The organism is Dongia sp. P2_B8, assembly GCF_056404715.1.
This window is the reverse complement of record NZ_JBFUDM010000009.1, coordinates 337,569-356,202: the sequence shown is the minus strand read 5'-3', so window position 1 is coordinate 356,202 and position 18,634 is coordinate 337,569. Positions and strand designations below refer to the sequence as shown.

At 61.1% G+C, this 18,634-nt stretch carries 16 protein-coding genes and 1 tRNA gene; 7 read left to right on the top strand and 10 right to left on the bottom strand.

Features of this window, described 5'->3' with window-relative positions; all coding sequences use genetic code 11:
* Positions 1-23: 23 nt before the first annotated feature.
* Entirely contained in the window at positions 24-1,178 is a 1,155-nt protein-coding gene (gene hpnH, locus AC1DWZ_RS22675; RefSeq protein WP_477171224.1) for an adenosyl-hopene transferase HpnH, read from the top strand.
* Here the strand turns inward: hpnH and AC1DWZ_RS22670 are convergent.
* Both AC1DWZ_RS22670 and shc read right to left on the bottom strand, forming a co-directional pair.
* Positions 1,149-1,832 carry a phosphorylase family protein gene (locus AC1DWZ_RS22670; RefSeq protein ID WP_477171223.1) on the bottom strand — a complete coding sequence of 228 codons (684 nt, stop codon included), beginning with the start codon at positions 1,830-1,832 and terminating at the stop codon, positions 1,149-1,151. The two genes, hpnH and AC1DWZ_RS22670, sit on opposite strands and share 30 nt — an antisense overlap.
* Complete coding sequence (gene shc / locus AC1DWZ_RS22665; protein WP_477171222.1) at positions 1,832-3,787, bottom strand: squalene--hopene cyclase; 1,956 nt, start codon at positions 3,785-3,787, stop codon at positions 1,832-1,834. The genes AC1DWZ_RS22670 and shc overlap by 1 nt, the downstream gene beginning before the upstream one ends.
* A gap of 228 nt (positions 3,788-4,015) precedes the next feature.
* On the opposite strand from shc, the gene AC1DWZ_RS22660 reads away from it, so the two are divergent.
* Together AC1DWZ_RS22660 and AC1DWZ_RS22655 are read left to right on the top strand one after the other, a co-directional pair.
* On the top strand, positions 4,016-6,082 hold the full coding sequence (locus tag AC1DWZ_RS22660) for a sensor histidine kinase (RefSeq protein WP_477171221.1): 2,067 nt from the start codon (positions 4,016-4,018) through the stop codon (positions 6,080-6,082).
* A gap of 106 nt (positions 6,083-6,188) precedes the next feature.
* Positions 6,189-6,929: an SDR family NAD(P)-dependent oxidoreductase gene (locus AC1DWZ_RS22655; protein WP_477171220.1), complete on the top strand. Its 741-nt coding sequence runs from the start codon at positions 6,189-6,191 to the stop codon at positions 6,927-6,929.
* A gap of 11 nt (positions 6,930-6,940) precedes the next feature.
* Here the strand turns inward: AC1DWZ_RS22655 and AC1DWZ_RS22650 are convergent, their stop codons facing one another.
* The 4 genes from AC1DWZ_RS22650 to AC1DWZ_RS22635 all read right to left on the bottom strand — a co-directional run bounded on the left by AC1DWZ_RS22650 (position 6,941) and on the right by AC1DWZ_RS22635 (position 11,243).
* A complete protein-coding gene (locus AC1DWZ_RS22650; protein ID WP_477171219.1) occupies positions 6,941-7,543 on the bottom strand; it encodes a DUF3833 domain-containing protein in 603 nt (200 codons plus the stop codon).
* 220 nt (positions 7,544-7,763) lie between these two features.
* Entirely contained in the window at positions 7,764-8,939 is a 1,176-nt protein-coding gene (locus tag AC1DWZ_RS22645; RefSeq protein WP_477171218.1) for a class I SAM-dependent methyltransferase, read from the bottom strand.
* Positions 8,940-8,955: 16 nt separating this feature from the next.
* Complete coding sequence (locus tag AC1DWZ_RS22640) at positions 8,956-9,804, bottom strand: DUF1365 domain-containing protein (RefSeq protein WP_477171217.1); 849 nt, start codon at positions 9,802-9,804, stop codon at positions 8,956-8,958.
* Positions 9,801-11,243, bottom strand: a complete 1,443-nt coding sequence (locus AC1DWZ_RS22635) for an NAD(P)/FAD-dependent oxidoreductase (RefSeq protein ID WP_477171216.1) — start codon at positions 11,241-11,243, stop codon at positions 9,801-9,803. Before AC1DWZ_RS22635 ends, AC1DWZ_RS22640 begins: the two co-directional genes overlap by 4 nt.
* A gap of 420 nt (positions 11,244-11,663) precedes the next feature.
* Here AC1DWZ_RS22635 and AC1DWZ_RS22630 point away from each other — a divergent pair, with 420 nt between their 5' ends.
* The 4 genes from AC1DWZ_RS22630 to AC1DWZ_RS22615 all read left to right on the top strand — a co-directional run bounded on the left by AC1DWZ_RS22630 (position 11,664) and on the right by AC1DWZ_RS22615 (position 16,709).
* Complete coding sequence (locus tag AC1DWZ_RS22630; RefSeq protein ID WP_477171215.1) at positions 11,664-12,200, top strand: sigma-70 family RNA polymerase sigma factor; 537 nt, start codon at positions 11,664-11,666, stop codon at positions 12,198-12,200.
* On the top strand, positions 12,197-12,871 hold the full coding sequence (locus AC1DWZ_RS22625) for a ChrR family anti-sigma-E factor (protein WP_477171214.1): 675 nt from the start codon (positions 12,197-12,199) through the stop codon (positions 12,869-12,871). The genes AC1DWZ_RS22630 and AC1DWZ_RS22625 overlap by 4 nt, the downstream gene beginning before the upstream one ends.
* A 210-nt stretch (positions 12,872-13,081) precedes the next feature.
* Positions 13,082-15,514 (top strand): mechanosensitive ion channel family protein, encoded by a 2,433-nt coding sequence (locus AC1DWZ_RS22620; protein ID WP_477171213.1) that lies wholly within the window; start codon positions 13,082-13,084, stop codon positions 15,512-15,514.
* Between the two features lie 58 nt (positions 15,515-15,572).
* Positions 15,573-16,709, top strand: coding sequence for an NAD(P)/FAD-dependent oxidoreductase (locus AC1DWZ_RS22615; protein WP_477171212.1), 1,137 nt, complete (start codon positions 15,573-15,575; stop codon positions 16,707-16,709).
* Positions 16,710-16,757: 48 nt separating this feature from the next.
* On the opposite strand, the gene AC1DWZ_RS22610 is transcribed toward AC1DWZ_RS22615, so the two are convergent.
* The 4 genes from AC1DWZ_RS22610 to AC1DWZ_RS22595 all read right to left on the bottom strand — a co-directional run bounded on the left by AC1DWZ_RS22610 (position 16,758) and on the right by AC1DWZ_RS22595 (position 18,619).
* A tRNA-Phe gene (locus tag AC1DWZ_RS22610) sits at positions 16,758-16,833 on the bottom strand.
* Positions 16,834-16,924: 91 nt separating this feature from the next.
* Entirely contained in the window at positions 16,925-17,086 is a 162-nt protein-coding gene (locus AC1DWZ_RS22605) for a DNA gyrase inhibitor YacG (RefSeq protein WP_477171211.1), read from the bottom strand.
* A complete protein-coding gene (locus AC1DWZ_RS22600; protein ID WP_477171210.1) occupies positions 17,079-18,038 on the bottom strand; it encodes a ribonuclease E/G in 960 nt (319 codons plus the stop codon). Before AC1DWZ_RS22600 ends, AC1DWZ_RS22605 begins: the two co-directional genes overlap by 8 nt.
* Before the next feature lie 5 nt (positions 18,039-18,043).
* Positions 18,044-18,619 carry a Maf family protein gene (locus tag AC1DWZ_RS22595; RefSeq protein ID WP_477171209.1) on the bottom strand — a complete coding sequence of 192 codons (576 nt, stop codon included), beginning with the start codon at positions 18,617-18,619 and terminating at the stop codon, positions 18,044-18,046.
* Positions 18,620-18,634: the final 15 nt, after the last annotated feature.

Here is an 18,634-nt window from a genome sequence, read left to right as displayed (position 1 = left end):
GATCAAGAAAAGGAGATCACCCCGTGTCTGTACCTTTGCGCCAGGCCATCCGCGTCGGTTCTTATGTGGTCAAGCAGCACGTGTTGGGGCGCAAGCGCTACCCGCTCGTCCTGATGCTTGAGCCGTTGTTCCGCTGCAATCTCGCCTGCGCCGGCTGCGGCAAGATCGATTACCCGGCCGAGATTCTGAACAAGCGCATTTCCGTGGCCGACGCTCTGGGTGCTGCCGAAGAATGTGGCGCGCCGATCGTCTCCATCGCCGGCGGTGAGCCGCTCCTGCACAAGGAACTGCCGGAAATCGTCGATGGCCTTATCAACAAACAGAAGCGTGCGGTCTATCTGTGCACCAATGCGCTGTTGCTTGAAAAGAAGATGCATCTCTACAAGCCGTCGCCCTACTTCACCTGGTCGGTCCATCTCGATGGGTCGAAGGCCGAGCACGACAAGTCGGTCTGCCAGGACGGTGTCTATGAGCAGGCCGTCGCGGCCATCAAGGCGGCCAAGGCTGCGGGCTTCAACGTCAACATCAACTGCACCTTCTTCGACGGCACCGACGCCGATCGCGCGGCATCGTTCTTCGATGATGTCATGGCGATGGGCGTCAACGGCATCACTGTCTCGCCGGGCTATGCCTATGAGCGCGCGCCCGACCAGCAGCATTTCCTTAACCGGAAGAAGACCAAGGACCTGTTCCGCAATATCTTCCGTCAGGGCGACAAGGGCCGCCGCTGGCGCTTCAGCCAGTCGACCCTGTTCCTCGACTTCCTCGCCGGCAACCAGAGCTACCATTGCACGCCGTGGGCCAATCCGACTCGCAACGTGTTCGGCTGGCAGCGTCCCTGCTACCTGCTCGGCGAAGGCTTCGTCAGCTCCTTCAAGGAACTGATGGAAGAAACCGACTGGGACAAGTATGGCGTCGGCAATTACGAGAAGTGCGCCGATTGCATGGTCCATTCCGGCTTTGAAGGCAGCGCGGTGAAGGATACGATTCGCAATCCGCTGAAAGCCTTGAAGGTCGCCATGCGCGGCATCGAGGTCGAGAAGCCGATGGTGGCGGACATCTCGCTGGAGAATCAGCGTCCGGCCGACTATGTCTTCTCAAGCCATGTCGAAAAGGCGATGGGCGAAATCCACGCCGAAAAGGAAAAGCTAAAGCAGGCCCGCGCGGCTGCGGAGTAAGGCAGCCAGCGCTGCGCGCGAACGCAGCGCGACGCGGATCAAGGCAGGCAACTGCCAGGGCTTTGCCAGAAGTGAACGAAGGACGGCACCGATCGCGGGCCGTCCTTCTTCGTTTAGCCCAACGAGTGCTGCTTCCGGAATATCGTCAAAGGCGGTGTCGGCGACGGCACGGATGACCAGCAAGGGCAGATTGTGGCGACTTGCCAGTTCTGCAACGTGATGACTCTCCATATCGACCGCAAGCGCGCCGGTGGCATGAAAGAGTGCGCTCTTCTGCGCGCGGGTCGCCGCCGCCGTTGAGGCCCCTGCCACCATGCCCGGAATGTTGACGGCAATTTTTGCAAATTGCAGGACGCCGACGTCGAGACCGGATATCCGATCCAGCACCCGCTGCCGCCAAGCTTGATCGCAAGTGACATGGCGGCCATCCGGCAGCACCACGCCGTCGGCGACAATGAGATCGCCGGGTTGCAGGCGCGGATCGAGCGCGCCAGCGATGCCAAAACTGAGCAGCCCCGTCACGCCCGCGCGGACCAGTTCTTCGGTCTTTGCCAGCGTGACATCAGGATTGCCACCGGCCGCCACGACGCGATAGTTGAGGCCGTTGAGCAGTTTGGCCTCGGCCTCCATGCCGGTGACGACACCAATGGTCATCACATGCCGTACATGACGTGCTGCGAATTGCCCTGCTTCAGGTTGCGATAGCGCGCCATCGCCCAGATTGGGAAGAACGCCTTGTAGCCGTGATAGCGCAGGTAAAAGACGCGCGGGAAACCGACGGCAGTATATTCGTGCTCATCCCAGGTGCCGTCCTGCTTCTGCGTTTCGGTGAGGTAGGCCATGCCACGCGCCACAGCTGCGTTGTCGACTTCGCCCGCCGCCATCAAACCCAGCACGGCCCAGGCGGTCTGCGACGGTGTCGATTCCGGCCCCTCTCCGCGTGGCTTGTCACCCCAATAGCTGTCACCACTTTCGCCCCAACCGCCGTCTGCCCGTTGCTTGCTTTCGAGGAAGGCGACTGCCTTGCGCATGGTGGGATGATCCGCCGGGATGCCGATCGCATTCAAGGCGCACAGCACCGACCAGGTACCGTAGATGTAGTTGGTTCCCCAGCGGCCGAACCAGGCGCCGTCGGCCTCCTGCTCACGCATCAGATAGTCGACCGCTGCCTTCACTTTGGGATGATCGATCTTGTAGCCAAGCTGCGCCAGCATCGAGAGACAGCGTGCTGACACGTCTGCCGTCGGCGGATCCAGCAAGGCACCGTGATCGGCAAAGGGAATATGGTTGAGGTAATAATATTCATTGTCCGCGTCGAAGGCACCCCAGCCGCCATTCTTGCTCTGCAGGCCGAAGATCCACTCGACTGCACGGTCGATCGATTCCTTGTAGCGGGCATGGTCCAGGCGATCCATCGCCATCACCACCACCGCCGTATCGTCGACGTCGGGGTAATGATCATTGTTGTACTGGAACGCCCATCCCCCCGGCCGCACGCCAGGCGCCTTCGCCGCCCAATCGCCGACGACGTCAAGGATCTGCCGGTCCTTCAGCCAATCGGTTGCCGCGGTCACGCGTGCCGCCGCCTCGCCACCCACTTCGAGGAGCGCGTGTGCGACAAGCCCGGTATCCCAGACCGGTGACAGGCAAGGCTGGCAATAAGCCTCGTCCTCCTTGAACACCATCAGCTTTTCAATCGACTGGCGGGCGATGGCATAGTCGGGATGGTCCTTGGCATAGCCAAGGAGATCGAACATCATCACCGAATTGGCCATGGCCGGATAAATGGCACCAAGCCCGTCTTCGCCATTCAACCGCTCGGTCACCCAGGCAACCGCCTTATCGATCGCCTTTTGCCGCAGGCCCTTAGGAAAGAGCCCGTCGGCCCGCTGTAGAATCCGGTCGAGGACACGGAAGAACACCGCCCACGACCCTTTGCGATCCATATTGTACCAATTGCTCACCTTGTCCGGCGCCACCAGAAACAGCTCCTGGACGTGGATCTTCTTGGGATTCCGCGCCAACGGCTTCTTCGACATCAGCACAAGCAATGGCACGATCACGGTGCGCGACCAGTAGCTGACCTTGTCCAGGTGAAACGGAAACCAGCGCGGCAGGTGCATGATCTCGACCGGCATCACCGGGACACCGCGCCAAGGAATCTGGCCGAATAACGCCAGCTGGATCAACGTGAAGACATTGCTTTTGACAGCGCCGCCGAAAGCCAGGATCGCCTCGCGCGCCCGCTTCATATGCGGCGCATCGATATCCTCGCCGCAGCATTTGAGCGCGTAATAGGCTTTCACCGATGCCGAGATATTGAAAGCGCCGCCATGATAAAGCGGCCAGCCGCCATGCTCGCCCTGGATCCGCTTCAGGTACCGGACAATCTTGGCTTCAGAAGCCGTGTCGATCTCGTTGAGAAAATGCTTCAGCAACACGTATTCGGCCGGAATCGTGGCATCGGCTTCCAGCTCAAACGCCCAGTGGCCGTCTTCCCGTTGCTGGCCCAAAAGGGCTTCGGCGGCTCGGTCGATACCCAGGTCCAGGCGGCCATCCAAAGCGGCAACGCCAACGTCCGACTGGGCAGCGAGATTTCGACTGCTCATTCTTTTGAATCACTCTAATTTTTCGCGATGTCTGGCCGGAGAATGCGCGACTTTTGCCCTGTTTTCAACCCCTTAACATACAAACAGTCAATTTCGGCGAGCATGACGAAGTCGTGTCATTTCAATGCTTTATTAATGCTCATGCGGCAATTTGATGGCTGGTCTGAAGAGGACATTATGCGGGCACGATTAAAGCGCTGGCTTGGCGGGCGCCTATCTCGACAGCTTATGGCAGCCCTCGCCATCAGCGTCTTTCTGGTCGGTGCCCCGGCCGGCCTGCTCCTTTATTACTTCAGCGAAAGATGGGCGATCGATGATGCCAAGCGCATCATCCTCAATCTTCAGGAAAATAAGCTGCATGAGATCGAGGCCGCATTGGCCCAAGCCGATCCGAGCCTCAGCAAACTCAACACCTTCATCACGACGGAAATGCAGGCGCCGCCAAATGCCGCCGACCTTGCAGCTTTCGACCGGCTGGTCATTCCGTTCGACGATGGCTCGCTGCGCTCGGACCCGAAGACCTTCGATGGCCGCCAGCATGCCGGCCTATATCTCGACCCCAAGACGCCGCGGACCGATGATGTCAAAGCGTTCCACGCCCGCCTTACACCGATCATCGATCTCTATGGTTCAGGGACCATTCCCCGTTTCGATACTTTATGGCTGTTGACGCGCTGGCATTCGATGATCGTCCTGATGCCACGCGTACCTACCTATGTCTGGGATGCTACGCCGGCAGACGATTACAACAGCACCGAATGGATCACGGGCGCCGCCCCCGCCAACAACCCCACGCGATCGCTGTATTGGACCAAGCCAACCTACGATATCGTGTCGCGTTCGTGGATGGTAAGTGCAGTCAAGCCGCTCGACGTCAACGGCACCTGGGTAGGTACGGTCGGCCACGATTTCTTCCTGGCCGGGCTGTTCGATCGTCTGGCCAGCGATCCCACCTTTGCCGGCACCCAGGATTTTCTGGTCGATGCCGGCGGCGACTACATGTTGGCTGGCGAGTGGCAGAACCAGATCGAAAGCGCTGCCTTCATGGCCGAAGACAAGGCCAAGATAGACCAGGCCATGGCGCCGGTCCTACAGGCTCTGCGCCCCGGTGACGAACCGTCTGTCGGGGCGGCGACCTTCCGCGGTGAACCTTATCTGGCCGCCGCGAGCATCGTGCGCGGTCCCAACTGGAAATTGATCCACCTGGTGCCGGTCAAAAGCGTTGCCGGGCGCATATCCGAGGCCTTCGTCGGTTCGGTCATCGTAACGCTCATTGCCTTCCTGCTGGTGGCTGCGGCCATCCATTGGTTGCTGCAACGCCGTGTGATCGGCCCTCTGCGCCTGCTGGCCGAGTCCGTACAGCGCTTTGAAAATGGCGCAAATGACAGCCGTGCCGAGATCCGCGGCCATGATGAAATCGGCCGCCTCGCCACCACCTTCAATTCCATGGCCGAACGCATCGGCAAGTCGCGGCGCAAGCTGGAAAAGGCACGGCACGAGTTGGAAAGCCGCAATATCGAATTGCAACACGCCAACCGCACCAAGTCGAATTTCCTGGCCAATATGAGCCACGAGCTGCGTACGCCACTCAACGCCATCCTCGGCTTCTCAGAGATTCTTGATCTCAAGCTCTATGGGCCATTGGGCGATCGCCGCTACGGCGAGTATGTTGGGCATATCAACAAGAGCGGCAAACATCTTCTTGACCTGATCAACGACATCCTCGACCTCTCGAAGATCGAAGCAGAAAAGGTCACGCTCAATTTCGATGATTATGACATTCTCCCGCTGATCGACGGCTGCCTTGCCATGGTCAAACCGGCAGCGGATGAGCGTTCCCTCACCTTGTCGGCACCTACCGGTATCGGACCCGTCGTGCTCCATTGCGACAAACGCGCCTTCAACCAGATGCTGTTGAACCTGCTGAGCAATGCCATCCGGCATACGCCCGCATCGGGCACGGTGGCGGTCCTGGTCGGTCCGGCTCCGAACGGCGATCTGGTGGTTTCGGTGGAGGATACCGGTATCGGCATTGCCGACAAGCTCCTGCCGCACCTCTTCTCGCCTTTCGGCGTCCGGTCCGCCCATATTGCCGAAAGCGGGCTTGCCGGCCGCACCGGCACAGGTCTTGGACTGTCGATCACCCGCGGGCTCATCCGCCGGCACCAGGGCGACGTGACGGTCCAGACAAAACTGGGCAAGGGCACGACCATGAGTCTGGTCTTCCCGGCCGACCGCGTGAAAGGCGTCGCCGTTGATCGTGCGATCTCGACAGAAGCTAAGCTCGTCGGCTAGAGCACGACTATCCAGCCACCATCCGATCGCAATGATCCATCCCCGCTTCGCACTCGTAGAAAGCGGCGGATATTCCTGACTGCGCGGTACAGGCCGCAAAGGCGCCATGACAAGACGAGTGTGGTGGATCACGGGTGGCGGCAGCGGCATTGGCCGGGAACTGGCACGTCAGGTGGCTGGAACCGGTGACCTCGTCATCATCAGTGGACGGCGGCACGAGACTTTAGAGAAAACCGCTGCCGGATCACCCAACATAGTGACGCTTCCCGTCGATGTCACCGATCAGGGGGCGGTCACGACAGCAATAGCCGACATCGAGGGAAAGCATGGTCCGATCGACATCGCCGTGCTGAGCGCCGCGCGATACCAGCCGATGGATCTAGATGATTTCGACAGCCGCTTGTTCGGACAGCTGCTGACGACCAACGTCGTCGGCGTCGCCAACTGCCTCGATCCTTTGTTCAAGCATATGCGCATGCAGCGCAGCGGGCAGATCGCGGTGATCGCCTCCGTTGCCGGCTATCGCGGCCTGCCCAAAGCAGCGGCCTACGGTGCCGGGAAGGCAGCGCTCATTAATATGGTCGAAGCGTTGAAGCCCAGCGCCGATGCTGCAGGCATCAAATTGCAGATCATCAATCCCGGTTTTGTCGCAACGCCGATGACGGAAGCCAACGACTTCCCGATGCCGTTCCTGATCACCGTGGATGATGCTGTCCGCCATATTCGCCGGGGATTGGTGGGGGCTGGGTTCGAGATCGCTTTTCCCTGGACCTTTGTCATGCTGCTCAAGATAGGTAGGCTGTTGCCTTCTTGGCTCTACTTCGCCATCACGCGGCGCTTGATTTGATGTCCTGGAGCCTATTCTGCCGCCTGTATGACCGATTGAGTCTGCGCCGGAAGTGACGCTTGGCTCAGGCCCTGCTTCTGAAACGTAGCGGTCAGGGTCCCGATTTCGAAACCCCATCTTGTTGCGGTCGCACGGTTCAAGATGACGCCGTCAGACTGCAGATACAGCCAATCGTCAAAAGCCACCTTCCAGATACTGCCGCCAACCTTCAGCTTCAACTCATAGATCCAATTGAACGCATTTCCCGCCGTCTTCCCTTCTGCCGTTCCGACGACGTCACCGGCAGTGCCCCGGTAAACGCCATTTTCCAACGGCGTGATGTGCCAGATGCGCTGTTCCTTTTCACCATCGTCATAGACGAAGTTCTCGGTCAGGACGAAGACATCGCCCTGCATTTCGCCGACCATGTCGACGACGAACTGCAGGCGCAGATTGCCGAAGCGATCGTGGAACATGCCCCAGCCGCGCGTCTGGCCCAGGAAGTATTCCTCAGGCACCATTGCTGGCTGCTTGCCGGCATAATCTTCAATCTTCATCGTCGTGCACCCACCAATCATCAGGCCGGCCATCAATGTCAAACCGGCGCCAGCAACCCGAAGCCAATCTGCCGCCATGTCCACCATCCCTGCGTGTTCGAGCGGAACTGCGCTGCGATCCCGGCATGCCTTCGCCGATCGATCGGAAACGCTACGTCATTCCGACTGCCAATGCTTTGAATACGCAGGAGACTTAGGCATAGATCACAAACGCGGGAAACTGGCGGCCTCAGCGTCCGCCGCCGCTGCATTCTTCGGGTCAGAATTGGCAGGCCATGAGCATGGTCGCTGCGCTGCGTCACCTTTGCAGCTTCAGGTGCACGACGTCGATCGACCCGGCGCGGAAGCCAGCTTCGCAATAAGCGAGATAATAGGTCCACATGCGGCGGAACCGTTCATCGAACCCCAGTGGCTGGATCCTCGGCCAGGCGCTGAGGAAAGATTCACGCCATTCCCGCAAAGTCCGGGCATAGGAGCCGGCAAAGCCATCCTCGCCGCGTAGCAGCAGGCCGCTGTCATTGGCCAATTGCCGCAAGGCAGTGCTCGTCGGCAACATGCCGCCGGGGAAAATGTAGCGCTGGATAAAATCAGCATTGCGCCGATAGCTCTCAAACCGCTCCTCGGCGATGGTGATGATCTGCAGGACTGCGGTACCACCCTGGTTCAACCGGTCGCGCAGCACATCAAAATAGCGCTTCCAATGCGCCTCGCCCACCGCTTCGAACATCTCGATCGAGACAATGCTGTCGAACTGACCGGGGCAGTCGCGGTAATCCTGCAGGCGCAGCTCCACCCGGTCGTCGAGAGAGTGCCGCTGCATGCGTGCCTGGGCGAAGGCCAGCTGCTCCTTGGAGAGGGTAAGGCCCGTGACCCGGCAGCCAAAATCGCGCGCGGCCACTTCGGCAAAGCCGCCCCAACCGCAGCCAATCTCCAGCACATGCTTGCCCGGCGCCAATTCCGCGAGTTCCGCGACCCGCCGGTATTTGTCGACCTGAGCTGCCTGCAATTCGTTGGCACCACGCTCGAAATAGGCCGACGAGTAGGTCATCGAAGGATCGAGCCAAGTCCCGTAGAAATCATTTCCCAGATCGTAGTGATAGGCGATGTTGCGCTTGGATCCAGCTTTCGTGTTGGCGCGCATCAGGTGTCTCAAGCGGTTCCACGCACGCACCAGCCGCTTGCCGGAGAGCGCTTCAGCAAGCGCGCTCTCATTGCGCGCTGCAAGCTCGATGAGGTCGGTAAGGTCGGGGCTATCCACTTCGCCCGCCATATAGGCTTCGGCGAAACCCATATCGCCACCGCGCATCAGGCGCTGAAGGCCACGCATGTCGCGTATTTCAAGTTCCGCTTCCGGTCCCGGCTCGGCGCCTTCGACGGCATGCCTCCGGCCATCTGGGAACATCACGGCAAGGCGCCCAACCCGAAGATGGCCGAGTGCGCGATTGAAGATACTTTCCCAGAGACCTGACATCATCGAGCGGGATGTCCCATCACGCCCCAACGCTGGCCGGTCCTGATCTTGCTGCTCCCGATTCTGAAATGACCCCGGCATGGTTATCCCCCCTCATGTCAGGCTTTGTCTGATCAGACTGGGGAGGATTATTGACGGAACCGGGGCGTTTGTGAAGCGGCACGCCCTTTGCCCACAATTTCAAGGCCTCCCAGTGGATGCCGGCCACGACCTTGAGCGTCAAAAGCGGGTAAACCAGCATGACCCGCAGCAAGCCTAGGTCGTTCAATTCATGGCGCCGCCCGGCGAATGCCGCCTGCAGAAGATGGCCCTCGGCATCGTGCTGGTCGATCGACAGCGCCACCTTGGTCGCTGGCGGGCGCACGGCAAAACGATAGTCGCCCGAGACATCATTGAACGGCGATACATAGAGCCGCTTGGCGCAAGACTGGCGTACTGTCCCGGACGGATCGGGTTTCGCTTCGAGGACGTAGGTATGGCGACCGCCAAAGGTGTTGTTGACCTCGTAGAGGGTCGCCATCAGCACGCCACCCGGATCGTAGCAGAAATAGACTGAGATCGGATTGAACACGAAACCGAAGACTCTGGGAAACGTCATCAGCGTGACCCGGCCAAGCTCACTGTGGATCTTGGCCGCGCGCAGACCATTCGATACCCAGCGCTTGAGCTTGCCGGAGCCGTCGCCATGATCCCGCGCGCGGAATGAAAAAGGTGCCGCGCGCTCCACGCCCAGCAGGCGCAAATCGAGTTCCGGCAGTTCGTCCAGATCCAGCAAAAGATAGAACACGCCATAACGCAGACGATGCGCTTTGGGGCGCACACGGCGGTGCATGACCGTCCCGCAATAGATGGCTGACCGGATTGTCATGCTGCGAGCACCGGTATGAGATCGGATGGGATGAGGTGGGAGGGGGCTGGGCTCTCTGGCAGATAGATGCGGCCGGACTGATCGGCGACCGACCAGGGCCTGCGCATCTGGCCCAGGCGCTCGGCGACCGCCAGACCTGCCTGCAAGCCGTCCTCGTGGAATCCGGCACCGAAATAGGCGCCGCAGTACCAGATACCGCCCTGCCCCTGCAGCTTCCAAAGATCTCGCTGCGCCATCATGGCGCGATGATCGAACAAGGGATGGGCATAGTCAAACGTCGCCCAGACCAGATCCTCACGCACGGAGCGGTTCGGGTTCAGCGTCACCAGTACCGGCTGTGCCACCGGCAGGTGCTGCAGCTTGTTCATCCAGTAGCTGACGCAGATCAGGGAATCGGCGTGGCCGCCGCCCTGATCACTGATCACGTTCCAGCTCGACCAGGCGGTCCGTCGGCGTGGCATCAAATTGGTGTCGCTATGCAGAACGGCCGCGTTCGATTGATAGCGCATGGCGCCGAGCAGATCACGCTCCAGCCGTGTCGGCGACGCCAGCAGTCCCAGGGCCTGATCGGCGTGCGTGGCCAGGACAATGGCGTCAAACATCTCCCGGCTGCCATCGGCAAAAGCAAGCGTCGGCCGAACATCGTCGCGACTCACGGACACAATGCGGGCATTGAGGCGCAGGGCGATATTCCCGTCCGCGATCATGCGGCGTACATAGCTGCGGCTGCCGCCTTGTACCGTCCGCCAGCACGGCCGGTCGACCAATTGCAGAAGACCGTGATTGTCGCAAAAGCGGATGAAGGATTGCAATGGGTGCTGCAGCATCTGATCAGCCGAGGTCGACCAGATCGCTCCGCCCATGGGCAGCAGATGATCACGGATGAAGCTCGCACCATAGCCGGCCCGATTGAGATAATCGCCCAGCGTAAGCTCCGCCGGACCGTGCCCGACAGCCAGGCGCGACTGATGATAGAAACGCAGGATATCCGAAATCATGCGCCACATGCGGGGCCTCAACAGGTTGCGCCGCTGAGCGAACAGCCCGCGCAAATTCGACCCCGAATATTCAAATGCACCATTGTCCAGCGAGGCTGCAAAGGACATGTCTGTGGCGCGGCTCCCCACACCAAGATAGGCCAGCAGGGCCGCAAGGTTGGGATAAGTCCGTTCATTAAAGACGATAAAGCCGGTGTCGACTGCTACGCGGCCTTCGGGCAGATCAAGATCGACCGTATTGCTGTGCCCGCCCAATCGGCTGTCGCGCTCGAACAGGGTGACGCGATGCTTCTTGGACAGCAGCCAAGCCGCGGCCAAGCCGGAGATCCCCGAACCGATCACAGCTATGTTCTGACTCCCCTCCAGGACAGGGCCGTCTGGCTGTGAATAGAGGGGTGGCTCAAGATTGCTGGGATAGGATGCCTGATCGTTCGGGGCCATGAAGAACTCTATCGAAGGGTTGGCAGGCTATCGCCCAAGGACCTAAAGGTCTGAGGAAATGGCTTTCGTCAGGCTTTTCTACGAGTGCTGGCTACCGCCGGATCACACCAGTTGGCTGCCGGGTAGTTTGAAAAAGTTAAGAGCTGGCAGATACCCGTGATCCAAACACAGCTGGGGGCCGTAATTTCCTGCATGACGACGCTGCCATTCATGCGCCAATCCTTCCCGACTGTCGGCCTGCCAGGTGCGGACTGGCGGCGGGGGGTCGAGGTGGCGGCTAACATACCCGTACCCGAACCGGTCGTCGAAGATGTACGCAGCGCCCCAAAACGGTCTATGAATCGAGTATGGTCGTCACGTCACAAGACATCGGACAATAGAGTCATGGGCTCGCAGAGGCCGGATACGGGCGCGGAGCGCATGACCGAATTGCTGAGTGCCATGAAGTCGGCACCTGACGAGGTCGCCTTTGCGGAGCTGTTTCGCTTCTATGCACCCCGCCTGAAATCATATATGCGCAAGTTGGGCGCTGCCGACGACATGGCGGAAGAGCTGGCTCAGGAAGCCATGGCGATGGTGTGGCGCAAGGCCCATCTCTTTGATTCCGACAAAGCCGGCGCCGGAACCTGGATATTCTCGATCGCGCGCAACCTGCGCATCGACGCCTTCCGGCGTCAGCACCGCCCGGAAATCGAGCTGGACGATCCCAGCATGGTGCAGGACGACCCGCCCTCGCCAGAAGCCGAACTCGATCACGGTCAGCAGGCACGTGCGGTGCGCGCGGCTATGGCCACATTGCCACAAGAACAAGCAACCATCGTTCACTTGTCCTTCTTTGAAGACCGACCGCATGCCGAAATCGCCGAACAGCTCGGCATCCCTCTCGGTACGGTCAAATCACGCATGCGATTGGCGTTCCAACGGTTTCGCAAGGCACTTGGAGAGCCTGAGTTATGATTATGCATCAGCCCGTCAAACATCATCCGGGTGAAGATTTCATCGCCGCATACGCCGCCGGTACCTTGGACGAAGCGAACGCGCTGGCCATCGCCACGCACCTGACGCTATGCCCGGCCTGCCGGCGGCAGATCGCCGCCTATGAAGCCCTGGGAGCGACCCTGGTCGAGGATCTGCCGGAAATGGCGATGGCCTCGGACGCTTTCGCCGCGACAATGGCGCGGGCTCGCGGTGTTGCCGCCACACCGGTCAATCCCTCTATCGTCAACCAGCATGCGCCAGCTTCGTCGATCCTGCTTCCCGCACCCTTGCGGCACTATGTCGGTGGTGACGTGGATCAGGCGCGGTGGCGTTCGCTTGGCCCCGGCATCCAGCACATGCCGCTGGTGGCGCGTGATGGTGTGACCGCACGCCTGTTGCGCATCGCCCCCGGCCGCTCGGTCTTCGACCACAGCCATGGCGGCTCGGAACTCACCGTGGTGCTCCAGGGCAGCTACCAGTCGCAAGGCGAGAAGTTTACCCGCGGCGACCTCGAAATGGCCGACGAGACGGTCAAACATCGGCCGGTCGCCGGGACCGAAGATGTCTGCATTTGCCTCGCAGTCACAGATGCCCCCTTGCGGTTCGGCAATTGGCTCGGCCGCCTGATGCAGCCTTTCATCGGCATCTAAGCCACCCACCATCGGGCGCCGTCGGCCAGCAGGTCACGGCGCCCGGGGCGAAACCAAATCGCCCCCCCGGTGTTCTGGACGGATGGCCCAGGCAACATTTTGCAACATAATCATCCCGACCCTACCTGCGGCGTGTAGGCCCTGGACTTCGGCGCCGGGGTGGCTACTCTGGCGCCACCCATCTCCCGTGCCACATTTCAGGTCGCCAGAATGCGGTTAAGCCGCTCTCCCATCACGATTTTCGCTCTCATTGCCCTCGCCTTCTTGCTGTTCTCCTGGACCGCGCAGGCGCAGAATCCCCCTGCCCAAGCGCCGCTCACCGACGTGCCGCAACGCATTGCTCAATGGGAAAAGTCGCTCAAAGGCGCCGAAGAAGCGTTGCAGCAGGATGACGAGCTGGATCCGCCTGTCATGGATGCGGCGACCAAGGACCTCTCCGCCGTTGTCACCGGTGCGCAGGCGCTGCGTACCGCCAGCCAGCAAGCCCTGCAATCCACCATCGCCGAACTTCAAAGCCTTGGGCCGGCGCCCGCTGAGGGCGCCCCGCCCGAAGATGGCAAAGTAGCCGCCACCCGGGCCAGCCTCGTCAAACGCCAGGCCGAGCTTGAGGGCAATATCAGCCAGGCGCAGTTGACCATCGTGCGTGCCCAGAACCTGATCGGCGCGCTGGGAGTCCATGAGCAGGGCCAGCGGACCGCCTTTATCCTGAAGCGGTTGCCAGCACCTCTGAAACCGATGGTATGGGTCGAAGGCTGGCAGCAGATGCTGTCCGCCGTCGATGATACTTTGGCAGCACCCCAGCAATGGTGGCGGGTTATTGCTGCGCAGGGCATGCAAGGCGTCGTTCTTATTGGCGGCAGCGCCTTGATCGCCCTGGCGCTCTTCTTCGGTTGGCGGCTGCATCTGTTCCTGCGGCGGCGCTGGGGACCGAAGCCGGCCATCGAAGAGCCGAGCCATGCGCGCCGCATACTCGCGGCAGGCGCCATGGCGGTCTCCGACATCTTGCTGCCATGCATCTTCCTGCTCGGCTTGTGGAAAATTGTCGAGACCGTCCCGGTCAAGGAAGACTTTTTTACGCAACTTCTCGGTGGCGGCGCCAAGAACCTGGTGGTCTTCCTGCTCGTTTCGGGCCTTGCGCGCGCAACATTGTCGCCGCATCTGCCGAACTGGCGGGTTATTCCGGTCACGCCGCAAGGTGCGCAGCAGATCGCTAACAAGGTGACCCTGCTGGCAATCATGGTTGCGATTTTCAACATGATTTACCTGATGGGGACCAAGGAAGGGCCGATCGCGGCTGATGCTTTCACCGCCTGCAACACGTTCCTGCGCGACCTTGTCATCGGTACCATCGCGCTCTCGTTGCTGCGACGTGACTACTGGGCGGCGCCGGATGCGCGCCTTGCCGGCATCATGGGTTTCGTCCGCCGCCTGCTGATTTTCGTGGCCTGCGCCTCTCCGCTCCTGTCGTTGGCGGGATATGCCTATCTTTCGGAATCGGTGCTGATTGCCGTCACAGCGACGCTGGTCGTCGTCGGCATCGCCTGGCTGCTGCGCTCGGTCATGCTGGAAAGCCTTGCCCTGCTCCTTGGCTCAGAGGTGACAGATGAAGGGGCGACTGCGCCCGGGGCAAGCAGCGCTTTCCGCCTCAGCTTCTGGGCACGCCTGCTGGTCGAAACGGTCCTATGGCTGCCTGCCTTCTACCTGCTGCTCATTTTCTATGGTCTGTCGCCTTCCCTCCTCAACCTGATCATAGACCGTGCCGTGAGCGGCATTCAGGTTGGCCAGGTGACCTTATCGCTGGGCGAGATCGTACTCGCACTCGTCGTGCTGGTAGCGGGCCTCTTTATCGTCGGCCGCGTCAAACGCTGGCTGTCGGACCAGGTCCTGCCTACCACCCGCTTTGACATCGGCCTGCAGAACTCCGTTGCTGCCGGTTTCGGTTACATTGCCAGCCTCATCGTCATCACTTTGGCGGTCGTGACACTTGGTGTCGACCTTTCCAGTGTCGCCATCATCGCCGGTGCTCTCTCCGTCGGTGTCGGTTTCGGCTTGAAGACCATCGTCGAGAATTTCGTGGCCGGCATCCTCATTCTCATCGAACGGCCGATCAAGGTCGGTGACTGGATCGTCGTGGGCGGCACCGAAGGGACCGTCAAACGAATCTCCGTGCGCTCGACGGAGGTCGAGACCTTCGACAATGCCAGCGTGATCTTCCCCAATTCCGAATTGATCGCCAATGCCGTCGTGAACTGGACTTTGCGCGACCGCGTGGTCCGCATCGTCATCTCGATGCGCGTTGTCCCCGGCAGTGATACCAAGCTGGTACGTGATCTGCTGCTCGACTGCGCCCGTCAGCAACGCCGCATCTGTTCCGAGCCGGTGCCAACCGTATTGTTCAAAAAGTTTGTCGATATCGGCCTCGAATTCGAGCTGCGCTGCTTCGTCATCGACACAAGCTATGTGAACCAGGTGACTTCCGATCTCAACTTCGCCATAGACGCAGCCTTCCGCGCGCACGGAATTGATATCGCCCATACTGCCAGCGTCGTCCGGCCGCGGCCGGATGCGCCCGCACTTCCGCCCGCCGTCACGGAAGCGACCAAGCAACCCAAGGCGACAGGCCCCATCGCCGCCGAAGAATAGCGCCATCGCGTGCATTGCCGGGATGACGGGTCCTGGCCGCACTGATAATGTCCAGTGTATGCTTGATTTTCTGGTCATAGGGGCGGGCGTGATCGGTCTCGCGGTTGCACGGCGCCTGGCGCGTGCCGGTCGCGACGTGGTGATCGTCGATGCCGGCCCCACCATCGGCAGCGAAACCAGTTCCCGCAACAGCGAAGTCATTCATGCCGGCATCTATTATCCGCCCGGCAGCCTGAAGGCAGCGCTCTGCGTCTCCGGCCGGCAAGCGCTCTATCGCTATTGCACCGCCCGCGGCGTCCCTCACAAACGCTGCGGCAAGCTGCTGGTGGCCGTCGATCCATCACAGCAACCCGCACTCGATGCACTTGCCGCGAAAGCCCTCGCGAATGGCGTCGACGATCTGCAAATCCTCTCACAGGCAGCGGCCCTCAGTCTCGAACCGAACCTGCGCTGCACGGCTGCCCTGCTTTCGCCCTCGACCGGTATCGTCGATGGCCACCAATTGATGCTGAGCTATCTGGGCGACGCCGAGAATGCCGGAGCAGTACTTGCCTTGCGCACACCCGTTATCCGTGGCGCCCGCATGGGAGACCATTGGGAAATCAGCCTGGGTGGCGATGAGCCCGACGATCTCAAGACACGCGGCGTGATCAATGCAGCGGGTCTTAAGGCCAGCCACGTCGCACGTGCCTTGGGGCTGGCGCCCGACCGCGTGCCGACGACGCACTATGCCAAGGGCAGCTATTTCACGCTGGTTGGCGGCAAGCCGCCCTTCTCGCATCTGGTCTACCCGATGCCGGAGCCGGGCGGCCTGGGTGTCCATGTGACGCTCGATCTTGGAGGCCGCGTGCGTTTCGGCCCGGACGTCGAATGGATCGACAAAATCGACTATGACATCGATCCAGCACGCGCCGATCTATTCTATCCGGTGATCCGACGCTATTATCCGGACCTCCCCGACGGCGCCCTCGCACCCGCCTATACCGGCATCCGCCCGAAACTCTCGCGCGACCCGCGAGTAGAATCCGATTTCATGATCGCCACCGAAGGCGACCATGGCGCCCCCGGTCTCATCAGCCTCTTCGGCATCGAATCCCCCGGCCTCACAGCAAGCCTGGCTTTGGCCGAGCGCGTCGCCAGCAGCCTCGGCGTTCCCGCCTGCGCCGAAGATGCAGCACTGTTCCACGCAGCCTGACAAGCAGGTGCGTTGCGGTTGCGAGAGCAGATTGAAATTTGGGGGCAATGGTGCCCGGGGACGGATTTGAACCGCCGACACGCGGATTTTCAATCCGCTGCTCTACCAACTGAGCTACCCGGGCCTCTTTAAGAACGGGCGGATATTTAATGGCTTTAACGGACCTTGTCCAGCCGCAAATATCGACCCAGAAACTTGAAAAAATGTCAGCGCGATCAGTCGCTTGACTTGTCATCCTCATCTGGCGGGGTAGCGTCGCCTGAGACTCGGTAGACATCGCTCAGCCAGCGATTGAGGTCGACCTTCTTGCAGCGGGCTGAACAGAAGGGGCGGTAATCCTGCTCCGTTGGCTTTCCGCAGATCGGACATTTAGCCATTTTGCACCTGCCACATCTCCTGGAGGGTCGGACCGGTGCGCCGGCGCAGCAGTTCGACCAGGCCCAAACGCGACATGTTGCCGACCCATTCGATCGCGGGATCGATGCCGACGGCCTGCCTCAGAGCTTCCAACACTTGCTCGCGCTTGTTGCGATTTTCAAGGTCGATGAAGTCGATCACGATGATGCCGCCCAGGTTGCGCAAAGCAAGCTGGCGCGGGATCTCGCGCGCGGCCTCAAGGTTGACTGAAAGCGCCGTGCGTTCGAATCCCTTCTCGGCGGTAGCTGCCGCCGAATTGACGTCGATGGCCGTAAGTGTGCGAACCGGCTCGATCAGCAGCTTGCCACCACCCGGCAACAACACCTCTTCCTCCAGCGCCTCGCCGACACACTCCTTGATATCGGCGCGCGAGGGCACCCAGTCGCGATCGGGCAGGAAGGCAACCTTGCTCTCCATGCCAGGACGGTATCTGCGGCACCAATCGGCGACGGGCGCCACGTCAACGCGGCGGTCGCAGGTGATGCTGGTGACCTGCTCGGCAGACAGCGCCTCGAGCGCGGTCTGCCAGACGGCAGGCGGGGCAATCAACTGGCTCGGCGGCTGCTTACCTTTGGCGAGCGCCACGACATCGACCGGCACCTTCACGCTGGTGGTCAGGCGCACGCCCTTTTCCTCGCGGCCATCGCGCCGCACTTGGACGATTACCGCATCGCCTTCGGTCGGCTGCGCACCCTGGCGCTTCAGCGGCAAGAGGCCGGGCTTCTCTAGCCCAATCTCGACGAAAGCTGCGTTGAGGCTCTGCTCCACCCGCACCACGCGGCCGAGATAGACACCGCCCGCCGCACTGCCCTGCCCAATCTTTTCAATGAGCACCTGGATCAGCCGATCGCCCGACCAGCGATAGAATTCGGTGCGCTCGGGATTGAGGCTGAGGAAAATCTGTTCGCCCATGCCGGTCATAACCTGAAACCGAGGCCAGTCAGCATGGCATAGGTATCGCTCAAGCTGAGGCCGACCACGTTGCTATAGGAACCGCTGATCGCCGGGATGAAAGCTGCTGCGTGGCCCTGGACGGCATAACCGCCCGCCTTGCCATGCCATTCGCCGCCCGCCACATAACGTTCAATCTCGACAGCATCCAAGCGCTTGAAGATGACGTTGGTGGTGACCACGCGGACGGCATGCCGCCCGTCGGCAGCCGCAATGGCAATGCCACCCACGACCTTGTGGCGGCGGCCGGAGAGCAGTTCCAGGCACTGGCGCGCCGTCCCGGCATCTTCCGCCTTGGGCAGGATGCGGCGGCCGACCGCAACGACGGTATCGGCCGCCAGCACGAAGGCACCCGGATGACGCGACGCGACCGCCGCCAGCTTCTCGCTGGCGATGCGCTTGGCATAGGCTGCCGGCAATTCGCGCGGCAAGGCAGCCTCATCGATATGAGGCGCGTCGACAGCATCGGGCTGCAGGCCGATCTGTCCCAGAAGGTCGAGCCGCCGCGGCGAAGCCGACGCCAGAATGAAAGGCAACCTCATGATAGGCGCCCCGAG

Excerpts from the sequence above, each read along its gene's own strand:
- AC1DWZ_RS22635 (WP_477171216.1), bottom strand. The coding sequence starts at position 11,243 with ATGGCCCCGAACGATCAGGCATCCTATCCCAGCAATCTTGAGCCACCC.
- AC1DWZ_RS22615 (WP_477171212.1), top strand. The coding sequence starts at position 15,573 with ATGCTTGATTTTCTGGTCATAGGGGCGGGCGTGATCGGTCTCGCGGTT.
- AC1DWZ_RS22660 (WP_477171221.1), top strand. The coding sequence starts at position 4,016 with ATGGCAGCCCTCGCCATCAGCGTCTTTCTGGTCGGTGCCCCGGCCGGC.
- AC1DWZ_RS22670 (WP_477171223.1), bottom strand. The coding sequence starts at position 1,832 with ATGACCATTGGTGTCGTCACCGGCATGGAGGCCGAGGCCAAACTGCTC.
- AC1DWZ_RS22625 (WP_477171214.1), top strand. The coding sequence starts at position 12,197 with ATGATTATGCATCAGCCCGTCAAACATCATCCGGGTGAAGATTTCATC.
- AC1DWZ_RS22640 (WP_477171217.1), bottom strand. The coding sequence starts at position 9,804 with ATGACAATCCGGTCAGCCATCTATTGCGGGACGGTCATGCACCGCCGT.
- AC1DWZ_RS22595 (WP_477171209.1), bottom strand. The coding sequence starts at position 18,619 with ATGAGGTTGCCTTTCATTCTGGCGTCGGCTTCGCCGCGGCGGCTCGAC.
- AC1DWZ_RS22650 (WP_477171219.1), bottom strand. The coding sequence starts at position 7,543 with ATGGCGGCAGATTGGCTTCGGGTTGCTGGCGCCGGTTTGACATTGATG.
- shc (WP_477171222.1), bottom strand. The coding sequence starts at position 3,787 with ATGAGCAGTCGAAATCTCGCTGCCCAGTCGGACGTTGGCGTTGCCGCT.
- AC1DWZ_RS22620 (WP_477171213.1), top strand. The coding sequence starts at position 13,082 with ATGCGGTTAAGCCGCTCTCCCATCACGATTTTCGCTCTCATTGCCCTC.
- AC1DWZ_RS22655 (WP_477171220.1), top strand. The coding sequence starts at position 6,189 with ATGACAAGACGAGTGTGGTGGATCACGGGTGGCGGCAGCGGCATTGGC.
- AC1DWZ_RS22645 (WP_477171218.1), bottom strand. The coding sequence starts at position 8,939 with ATGATGTCAGGTCTCTGGGAAAGTATCTTCAATCGCGCACTCGGCCAT.
- AC1DWZ_RS22605 (WP_477171211.1), bottom strand. The coding sequence starts at position 17,086 with ATGGCTAAATGTCCGATCTGCGGAAAGCCAACGGAGCAGGATTACCGC.
- AC1DWZ_RS22630 (WP_477171215.1), top strand. The coding sequence starts at position 11,664 with ATGACCGAATTGCTGAGTGCCATGAAGTCGGCACCTGACGAGGTCGCC.
- AC1DWZ_RS22600 (WP_477171210.1), bottom strand. The coding sequence starts at position 18,038 with ATGGGCGAACAGATTTTCCTCAGCCTCAATCCCGAGCGCACCGAATTC.